This is a genomic window from Amycolatopsis sp. NPDC101161, from assembly GCF_044768185.1.
GTDB lineage: Bacteria > Actinomycetota > Actinomycetes > Mycobacteriales > Pseudonocardiaceae > Amycolatopsis.
This window is the reverse complement of record NZ_JBIWPI010000003.1, coordinates 303,715-313,758: the sequence shown is the minus strand read 5'-3', so window position 1 is coordinate 313,758 and position 10,044 is coordinate 303,715. Positions and strand designations below refer to the sequence as shown.

Annotated in this window: 6 protein-coding genes; 5 read left to right on the top strand and 1 reads right to left on the bottom strand. The window is 69.7% G+C overall.

Features of this window, described 5'->3' with window-relative positions; all coding sequences use genetic code 11:
• Positions 1 to 130 precede the first annotated feature (130 nt).
• Positions 131 to 718, bottom strand: coding sequence for a hypothetical protein (locus ACIRSS_RS23285; protein WP_400898185.1), 588 nt, complete (start codon positions 716 to 718; stop codon positions 131 to 133).
• Positions 719 to 897: 179 nt separating this feature from the next.
• Here ACIRSS_RS23285 and ACIRSS_RS23280 point away from each other — a divergent pair, with 179 nt between their 5' ends.
• The 5 genes from ACIRSS_RS23280 to mobF all read left to right on the top strand — a co-directional run bounded on the left by ACIRSS_RS23280 (position 898) and on the right by mobF (position 9,924).
• The gene (locus tag ACIRSS_RS23280) at positions 898 to 1,287 is read left to right on the top strand and encodes a DUF6283 family protein (protein ID WP_400898183.1); all 390 of its coding nucleotides are present in this window, start codon (positions 898 to 900) and stop codon (positions 1,285 to 1,287) included.
• Positions 1,288 to 1,356: 69 nt separating this feature from the next.
• A complete protein-coding gene (locus tag ACIRSS_RS23275; RefSeq protein ID WP_400898181.1) occupies positions 1,357 to 2,169 on the top strand; it encodes a DUF6283 family protein in 813 nt (270 codons plus the stop codon).
• Between the two features lie 792 nt (positions 2,170 to 2,961).
• Positions 2,962 to 4,164, top strand: coding sequence for a hypothetical protein (locus ACIRSS_RS23270; protein WP_400898179.1), 1,203 nt, complete (start codon positions 2,962 to 2,964; stop codon positions 4,162 to 4,164).
• 65 nt (positions 4,165 to 4,229) lie between these two features.
• On the top strand, positions 4,230 to 4,451 hold the full coding sequence (locus ACIRSS_RS23265) for a hypothetical protein (protein ID WP_400898177.1): 222 nt from the start codon (positions 4,230 to 4,232) through the stop codon (positions 4,449 to 4,451).
• A 358-nt stretch (positions 4,452 to 4,809) separates the two neighbouring features.
• Positions 4,810 to 9,924, top strand: a complete 5,115-nt coding sequence (mobF, locus tag ACIRSS_RS23260; protein ID WP_400898175.1) for a MobF family relaxase — start codon at positions 4,810 to 4,812, stop codon at positions 9,922 to 9,924.
• The last annotated feature ends 120 nt before the right edge of the window (positions 9,925 to 10,044 follow it).

Below are 10,044 nucleotides of genomic sequence, written 5' to 3'. Positions count from 1 at the left end.
GCGCCCGGGCGCCGGGGGGGCACGCCCCACTCACCCCCCCGGGCCCCGCCCTACCGGGCCCCCATCGGGGGGGGGGGGGGGCCACCCCCGGGCCCCCCCGCCCCTCTTCTCGTGGTCGGCGCCCGGTCAATCAGTCCGCCGGAACATCCACCGTTGAATCCCGTTCGGACGGCTCGACCTGCTCGTCCACGGGCGCCTCGACAGCCCGCTCATCACCCGAGGTTGCCGCGTCCGCTCCTTCCGCGTACGTGGAGTCCGCGCCGCTCCGTCGACCGCCGATGTCCGACACTGCTGCAGCACTGCGCGACAACGCGGTCACCGCCTTCGCCGAGATCCCCAGCAACGCCGCCGTCTCCGCCACACCCACATCCGCCGCGCGGATCTCCGCGACCGACGTCGCCATCACCGCACGCCACTCGCCAATCTCCATCTCCGCATCCGCACGGACCTGCTCGGCTGATCGCTCGAACTCCGCGACCTTCGCGGCACGCTGCCGGTCCAGCTCGGCTAGCTTCCGCTCCAGCTGCGCCCCCAGCGCGCCGATGCGGTCGTCACGCCGGCGCTCCACCGTCTCAATCGCGGTCACCGCTTCCGCGAAAGGCCCCAGCGCCGCATCAACGCGTTGCTCGTTCTCGCGTTCACGCTCCAGCTGATCAACGCGGCGCCGCCGCGCCGCCTCCAGCCGCTCCAGCGTCGCCGACGACCGACGCTTCCGCATCGACGTCCTCGTTCGACGTTCAACCATGACTGACCTCCCGCGCGGGGAAGGCACCATCCCAGGCTACCTGCGACGCCACCCGCGCATCGCCGCCACACACGACCAGCCCGCTATCGTCGAACCCGGTCACGCCGCCGCTCAGCGCGTCCGACCGACGGCACGACAGACAAGGAGCAACCATGGCCACCCAGGCACACCGCAGCCACCCGTGCCGCCAGTGCCCCTGGCGCCGCGACGCCGACCTCACCGCCTTCAGCGACGCCGACATGGCCAAACTCGCCAATGCCAACGGCTCCGCCGGCTCCGAAGCCGCCACCAGCGCTCCCGCCATGTCCTGCCACATCGACCAGCCCGACACGACTCATCCCATGCGGCTATGCGCCGGCTGGCTCGCCGTGGTCGGCCGCGACCACCTCGCGATCCGGATGGCCATGCTCGCCGACACACTCCCGCCCGACGCTGTCACCCCAGCGCCCGACTGGCCGCGCCTTTACGTCAGCCTCGAGGACCTGCTCACCGAGCGAGCACGCCAACTCGCCGCACAGCACCCACCACGCGCCGCAGGCTGACCGCTGCACCACTCTCGTCTCCGACACCACTACTGTGTAGCCCCGGACAGCAGCAAGGAAGCGCCCATCGTGCCCGACCCGACCGACGACATCACGTCCCCCGGCGCCGAGATCCTCGCCGTCCGCGACGGAGCCGACGGCTGGGGCGTCATCACCGCCACCGCACCTGCCAGCGCCTACCAACCCAGCCCGTGCGCCCGCTGCCCCTGGCTGCGCGACTCCCCCGTCGGTGCGTTCCCGCCCGAGGTGTTCCGCCACTCCGCGCGCACCACCTACGACCTCGCGACCCATAAATTCGGCTGTCACGCCAGCACCCCCGACCACCTCAAGACCTGCGCCGGGTTCCTCCTGCGCGGCGCCGCCCACAACCTGTCCGTCCGCGTTCACGGCCCCGAAGTCACCACGGCCGTCACCAGCGACCGGCCGCTCTACGACAACTACCGCGAGATGGCCATCGCCAACGGCGTCCACCCCGACGACCCCAGCATCGCCCCCTGCCGCGACAGCCGCGCCTACCACGACGACTCCCCCGCCAACGTCACCGCCGCCCCCCAGGGCCTGCTCACCCTCGTCCGCGCCACCCGCATCATCCGGGACTACATCGTCGCCAGCGTCGGCACCGACCACGGCGACGAGATGACCAGCCAAGCGCAGATGCTCGCCGGCCAGCTCGCCGCCCACGGCCTCCTCGCCGCCGACGACGTCACGTCCCACGCCGTGGCCACCACGCCGACAGCCGTCATCCGCGGATTCATCGTCGACTCAGTCGGCGAAGACACCGGCGAGGACATGACCGAACAAGCCGAACAGCTACGCCACCAGCTCGCCTCCGCCGGGCTCCTCGCCGATGGCACCTACGAGCCGATCCCCTTGACGCCCTAGTCTCGCGAGAGCGAGGCGCACCGAGCCGACGTCGACTTCGAGCGGGCTCGAGATGCTGGACCCCGACATCAGGCCGGGGATCAGCGCGGTACCGCCGCAGCAGCCCCGAAGGGCCACGCCACCGAAGCGGCGAGCGGCAAAACTCGCGGCGGTCCGCTGACGCTCCGCCACAGGGCCTACACGAGCCCACGGAGCGCTGCCAGCAGCATACCCACAGGCCACGGGCCTCACCGCCCACCTGCAGGACGCACCGTCTCAGCCGGTCAGGTGTCTGCTCCGAGTGCACACCGGCAGTGGGCACCTTCTCGTGTTCTCGTTGCGTCCGCGGGTGGTGGGTGGCCCCGAAATTGTATCGGTCGTCCCCCCAAATACAAGGGCACCCCAAACTATTTTTGACCGAAAAGCGTGGTCAAAAATAGTTCGAGGCCCCACCCTTGTATTTGGGGCCCCTACTCCCTAGGTCAGGCATTAAGGGCAGGCCGGGGGGCCTGCCCTGGTTGCTTCGGGGCCACCCACCACCCACTCGGCACGCAGCAGCGCTCACTGCACCTGCCAGCAGCCCTAGCAGGCACGCAGGCACAGTTAGCAAACCCCTACGAGGCCTCCGGCAACCCGGACACAAATAAGACTTGCGCGATTTATCCGCCGCCGTAATACGCGAGACCCAAATGGGTAAATACGCGATTCTGACTGGAACAGGCAACAACAACCGGGTAATATCAAAATCGCAAGGTGATCGGGACGGCAAACCCGAAAACCATCCGCAAACCCAATACACGAAAGCTGGATATCATGGTTTCGACCATCCACTCCAAGCACCGCCCGAGCCTCACCCGCGCCGCAGAGGCGTTACAGGCGCAGCCGCCGCGCGTCCGGTCCGCGCTCACCGAGCTGCGGAAGGTGTTCACCGACAGCGGCGAGAACCCGCCCGCGATCCTCACCGCGTGCGCGACGCTGCTCAACAACCCCGCCGCCATCAGCGGTGACGTTCTCGCCGCCGTGAAGAACGTCCACGCCGAGTGGGACAGCTACGGCGACGCTGAGCGCGAGCTGTTCAACCAGTGCGTCTGGTCCAGCCAGACCCGCCGCGCCGTCGCGGTGACCGAGGTGAACGACGTGACGGTGATGCTGCGCGAGACGCCGCCGCGCGTCGCCGACGCGCTCAACGGGTTGCGGTGGCTCAACGCCCAGACCCAGCACGCGCACCAGGCCGTGTTCACCGTGTGCGGGACGCTGCTGAAGAACCCCAGCGCCGACCACCCCGCCATCGTCGAGGCCATCCAGACCGCCTACACCCTGTGGCCCAGCCTCGCCGAGGACCTGCGCACGCTGGTGATGACGTGCGTGTACGCGAGCAAGGCCCGCGCTGCCCACGCGCGCGCCCGCACCGCCGCCCGGCAGCAGGCCGCCGACGCCGAGTCCGCCCAGGTGCACCGGTGCGGCAACTGTGACGGCAACCTCGCCGGACTTCCCGACATGCGCTACTGCTCCGACACCTGCCGCAAGGACGCCGAGAGCGCCGAGCACCCGACCAACGGCGAGCACACCACGACCGTGCCCGCCCACCGGGTCGCCGCCAGGCACGAGCCGATCGAGCAGCGCGCCGCGCGCCGCTACGTCGACAGCGCGGCGGAACCCGACTACGACGAGCAGTGGCGCGAGGTGGAGCAGGCGATCCCGTCCGCCGGACTGGTCCGCAAGAACGAAAGCGGTGTCGACGCCTACGAAGGCGAGCGGAAGCGGCACCGCGACCTTGACGACACCGCCGACGCCCTCAGCGAGCAGACCGGCCAGCCGATGACCGACGACGACTACGACCGGCTTGCGCTGGTCCCGGTCGCGCCCGGCGGGTTGTGCGTGGCGTGCAACCTCGAACGCACCCCCACCGAGCAGCGCACCCCAAGCACCGGCGACCGGTGCGAGATCTGCCGGGAACTGAACACGCCGCCGCTGGTCACGTTCGCGCCGATCCGCGAACTCGCCGCCGTCGCCTGACCACCCGCCACGTGCGGGGGCACCCGAACCCGGGTGCCCCCGCCGCCGAACCAGGAGCCGCCACCGTGCGCACCTTCCACGACATCCTTGCCGACATCGAGCGTGAGCTAGCCACCGCCGACATGATCCCGACCGACGCACCGACGTCCGTCGCGGCCTTCCTGCGCGAGATACTCGCCCGCCACGTCCGGACACTGCCCGCCCCGAACGGCGGCACAGTCGACGTCGTACCCGCCGCCGCCATCCGGCTAGAACTGGGCTACCTCACGCGGTACAGCCAACCCTAACGACCGTCCCACCCCGAAGCGGCCGCCGATCTTGCGATCGGCGGCCGCTTTGCTGTGTCGGCACAGCCCGGGGACCGCGCAGGCGCCGGCAGACGGCGCCAGGGGCGCCTTAGTGCAGGCGCCGGCGCTCGAACGCAGTTTCGGTCACCACCACCCGCCCCACCAACCCCACCCCACCGACCGCACCCCACCCCCCACCACACCCCAGCCCCACACCACCCCGCCACGCACTCACCCCGCCCACCACGCCACCGCCACCACCTCACCCAACCCACCCCCTACCCCGCACACAGCACGTCTTGCAGACGTTCTGAACCAGGTGGATGCCGCCGAACTTTCGGCGTAGTCTGATGTGGACATGATGGGCTTGCGAAAGCTGAGCCCTGGTGGTCATGAGTACCTCACGAACACGGTGGCGTGCGCCGATCGCAGCCGTGAGCTCGCACCCGGCGAGCTGTTAAGTGACTACTACCTCTCCCGTGGTTACCCGGCAGGCCAATGGTTCGGCGCCGGAGCCGAGCACTTAGGACTCTCCGGCGCAGTCACCCCTGCCCAGATGAACGCCCTCTTCGGCGAAGGCCGCCACCCCCACGCCGACGCCATCGAAGCCGAGATGATCGCCGGCGGCGCCACCGCCGAGGAGGCATTGAAAGCCACCCGACTGGGGCGTCGGTTCCCGCAGTACTCCGCGCTGGATCACCTGCGCTCCCAGGTATCCCAGGCGTACAAGGACTACAACCGCCTGCACGGGCGTCCGATCGGCGCGCCGATCTCCGCGGCCAAACGTGCGGAACTGCGCCGCGGTGTGCAGCGGCAGGCCTACCGCACCACCCACAAGAACAACGGCCCCGTCAGTGACAAGGAGCTGAACAAGTGGCTCGCGGAACAGAAACGCAATCTCAAGTCGGCGGTGTCGGGGTTCGAGATGGTGTTCGCACCCGACAAGTCAGTGTCGATCGCCTGGGGCATGGCGCAACCGGCGGAGCGGGAACTGATCGCCGGCCTGGTCCGCCAAGCCGCCCGTGACACGTTGTCCTGGGTGGAGGGCAACGTCGCGTTCACCCGCCGCGGCAACATGGGCGAAGCCCAGGTCGACGTCAACGGGATCACCGCAGCGCTGTTCGAGCACTGGGATTCCCGCGCCTCCGACCCGCACCTGCACATCCACGCCCTGATCTCCTCGAAGGTGCAGCGCAGCGACGACGGCGAATGGACCGCCCTCGACGGCCGCACCGTCCTGGCAGCGACGGTCACCGCGTCGGAGTACTTCGACAACCGACTGCGCGACCTCTTCCGTGAGCAGGGCGCCTCCTGGGTGCAACGCGGTGCCGAGGGCGTGGACCTGAAGCGTCCGGTGTGGCAGCTCGAGGGCGTCTCGGTTGAACTGGTGAAGCTGTTCTCCCAGCGCCATCGCCAGTTCGAAGCCGCCCGCGCGAACCGCATCGTCGAATTCCGGGCCAAGTACGGGAAGGAGCCGACCCCAAAGGACATCTTCGCCATCGACCGGGCCGCCCAGTACGACAATCGCCCCGGCAAGCAACCTCCGAAGACGCTTCCCGAACACCTCGCGGCGTGGCGGGAACACGCCCTCACCCTGGTTCCTGCGAAGGCGCTGGACACGCTGAGCCGGCGGGTGTTCCTCAGCGGACGCGCCGAGCCGGACGCGTTCGACATCGCCAAACTCGCTCAGGTGACACGGGATGTGGTGTCGGACAACTACGCGCACTTCTCCTGGTGGAACCTCGCCGCCGAAGCCCACCGCCAGTCCGCACACCTGCAGATGCCCGTCGACAAGCGCGAGCAGCTCATCGTCGACATCGTCGACACCATCCTGGCCCAGCCCGACACCCTCGCCCTCGTCGGCCCGACCGCGGTCAACGAACCGGCCTCGTTGCGTCGGCGGGACGGCGAATCGGAGTTCGTCGAGCACCACTCCACCCGCTACACCACTACCGCAACCCTCGCCGCCGAAGGCGACCTGGTCGCCTGGGCCCGCCGCGGCGGCGGGCACCGGCTGCGCGCCGACACCGTCGATAAGGCCCTGGCCGGGCAGGGGTTGAACGACGGGCAGACGCAGATGGTGCGCCGGTTCGCCCGCTCCGGACGCCGGCTGCAGCTGGCCTTGGCCCCGGCCGGGGCCGGGAAGACCTCGGCGATGAAGGTCTTGGCGACCGCGTGGCGGCGCACCGGACACCGCGTTTACGCCTTCGGACCGTCCGCCCGCGCGGCCCAGGAGCTCGGCGCGTCAATCGGGGCGAAGCCGCACACGCTGCACCAGCTGACCACCGCGCTGTGGTTCGGGTTAGCCCACCACGCGTTCCCGATGGAGGCCGGGGACCTGGTGATCGTCGACGAAGCGGCGATGGCCGGCACCCATACCCTGCACAAGGTCGTCAAGTACGCGCTGAACCATGGCGCGGACGTGCGGTTGATCGGCGATGACGCGCAGCTGGCCGCCGTCGAAGCCGGTGGCGCGATCCGGCTGATCGCCCACGACGTCGGCGCGGTCCGCTTCACCGAAATCGTGCGGTTCCGAGGCGAAGACCGCGAAGACCAAGCCGCGGCGTCGTTGCAGATCCGCGACTGGAACCCGCAGGGACTCACCTATTACTTCGACCGTCTCCGGGTCTCCGACGGGTCGCTGGAGACGATGCGGGACGCAGCGCGCTCGCAGTGGCAGGCCGACCTCGACGCCGCCGTCCAATCGCTGCTGATCGTGCCGACCAACGAGGACACAGTCGCGCTGAACATCGACGCCCGCGAACGACGCCTTACCCTCGGGTCGGTCGACCGTGGCCGGGAGGTTCAGCTGCACGACGCCACCAACGCCAGTGTCGGGGACTGGGTCGTCACCCGGCACAACCAGCGGCTCCTATCGCTGTTCGGCGGAAAGGACTTCGTCAAAAACGGCGACGTGTGGACTGTCACCGACGTGCACGCCAGCGGCAAGATCACTGTCCAGCACCACGTCCACAAGGCCACGATCACGCTGCCGGCCGGGTACGTCCGGGCCCACGTCGAGCTCGCCTACGCCGCCACCATCAACCGGGTCCAGGGCATGACCAGCACCGGCAACGCCCACCTGCTGGTCCCACCGACGATGACCCGCGAGCAGTTCTACCCCGGCATCACCCGCGCCATGTTGCGCAACTTCATCTATGTCGTCACCCACCACCACGTCATCGACCAGCACCGCGAAACCCCCGAACCAGTGTCGGCGTGGTCGGTGCTGACCGGGGTGCTCAACCACTCAGGTGCGGAAGTGTCAGCGACCGAAACACTGCGGGAAGCCCAAGACGTAGCGGTGTCGATGGGCACGCTGGTGCTGCGCTACAACTACACCGCCACCTACCGCGACGAGGACCGCTACCGCGCCATCCTCGCCCGCCACGCTCCCTCCACGCTGGACCAGGACAGCGAGCCAGCGCTGATCCAGACGCTCCGCAACGCCCACGACCTCGGCTGGGAACCCCACCCCCTCGTCACCGCGGTCATGCGCTGGAGCCAGTCCCTCGACGAGGCCGACAACCCCGGCGCGGCGCTGCAGGCCCGGATCACCACCCACCTCGCGCGTCGCCAGCCGCCCTCGCCGACCGCGCTGCCGCAGCCGACCGATGTGACCCGCTGGCGGGGCATCGTCGATGCGATCGCCCCGCACGTCGCCGTCGAAGACCCCGACTGGGAGAAGATCTGGGTCCGCGCCGCCGGTGCGCTGGCGCTCGGGTTCGACATCGACGCCGCGCTGACCGTCGTCGCGCACCAGCTCGCTGCGCGCCCGGCGGTACCGGATCCGATGCCGGATGACCGGTACGCCAACGCCGCTCTCGCCGCTGAGCTGGAGCGCCGCGGAGAGCGTGGTGAAGCCCACGTACGTGCCGTTCCCTGGCTGGCCCGCCCCGACTTCGCCCACGTTCGCCACCATCCCGGGCACGCGCAGTACCTGCACGAGACAAACCTCGCCATCGCCGACCGCGTCGAACACCTACGCGCCGCGGTGATCCGGCAGCAGCCCGAATGGGTGTCGGGCCTCGGGCCGCGTCCGGACAATCCGATCGCGGCCGAGGATTGGGACGAGCTGGTCGGCCTAGTTGCCGCCTACCGCGAAACCTTCCGCATCGAGAGCGAGGCACCGCTGGGCGGCAAGCCCGGCAGCCACGGGGCGAGAGCGCACGCCTGGCGCACGCTGTCCGAACGATGGGAGTCCTTCGGCGCAGCGCAGGCGCCCGCGCCTGCCTCGCCTGTCACGGCGCGCACGGCGGCCCAGACCGCCCGGCTGGACGACGTCTTCGCCGAGTTCGAACACCCCGAAGAGCGAGTCGTCCTCGAGCCCCTCAACGTGCTCATCCGCCGGTACGAGCTGCTGGCCCGCGACGGTGACGAGGACCGCTACCTCGACGTCCTCGCCCGCTACGTCCCCGACGCCGTCAACGCCGGTGCCGAGCCCGCCGCGTTGAACGCATTGGCCCGTGCCCAGGACCGCGGCTGGCAAGCCGACCGACTTGTCCGTGATCTGGTCGACGGCCGGGGATTCAGCTGGGCTTCCGACGCCGCTGCGGTGCTGGCCAAGCGAGTCAACGACCACATCGGAACCCACGACGCACCCGCCCGGATCGCGCCGGCGACCGACGAGCAGATCGTCCGCTGGCAGCAGATCGTCGCCGCGCACCTACCGGACGCGACAGTAGCTGAGGAGCGATGGGGCATCGTGTGGCGCCACGCCGCCGGCGGCGCCACCCGCGGACTCGATCCCGACACCGCGCTCACCGACGCCGCCCGCCAGGTCGCCGCGACGACGACCGGCGGCCAAAACACCGACCCGCGCGCGACCGGCGTCGCGCTCGTCCGCGCGCTCGGTCGCCAGCACGACGCCGGCGCCGGGCACCACTCCGCCCTGCCGTGGCAGGCCCAACCCGATCTGGCGCACACGGTCAACTATCGCGGTTCACTGGAGCGGCTGGCGACCATGAACGCGGAGATCACCGCGCGAACCGACCAGCTGCGGGACCAAGCCGTGCGGGACCGGCCGCCGTGGCTCGCACGCTTCGGCGCGCGCCCTAACGATGCTGCACTCGCGCAGCGGTGGGATCACCTTGTCGGGCTCGCTGCGGCGTATCGTGAAACGTACGGAATCACGACCACGGATGCTGCCTCCCCGCTCGGCAACCAACCGGCCGGCACCGACCTTCGGGCCGACGCCTGGCGGAACATCACCCAGCAATGGAGGCACCTGATGACCATCCCCGACCGCGAAGACGCCGCATCCGACGTGATGCTGACCCGCGAATCACTGCGCGACGCCGCCGACGCCTACGCCGCCCGGTTCAACACCGAACTCGCCGCCGAGAAGGAACTAGAAGACGACGCCGAGGCGGAGACGGCCGCGGCCGCGCGGCGAACCGAACTGGAAGACGAACTGGTCGACGGCCAAGACCACGGTTACGGCGAAAGCACCCACCGCGGGCTGAGTTACTGAGCTACGCACCTCCGATGTCCGGTGAGGGCGGCCACAGGATCAATCGTGTGACTGTCCTCGCCGGACAACGGAGGTCTCCTAGAACTTGTCTCCGCGCCTTGTCCAATGTCCTCAGCTGCC

Coding starts and splice junctions, on each gene's coding strand:
- ACIRSS_RS23285 (WP_400898185.1), bottom strand. CDS start 718: ATGCGGAAGCGTCGGTCGTCGGCGACGCTGGAGCGGCTGGAGGCGGCG.
- mobF (WP_400898175.1), top strand. CDS start 4,810: ATGATGGGCTTGCGAAAGCTGAGCCCTGGTGGTCATGAGTACCTCACG.
- ACIRSS_RS23270 (WP_400898179.1), top strand. CDS start 2,962: ATGGTTTCGACCATCCACTCCAAGCACCGCCCGAGCCTCACCCGCGCC.
- ACIRSS_RS23280 (WP_400898183.1), top strand. CDS start 898: ATGGCCACCCAGGCACACCGCAGCCACCCGTGCCGCCAGTGCCCCTGG.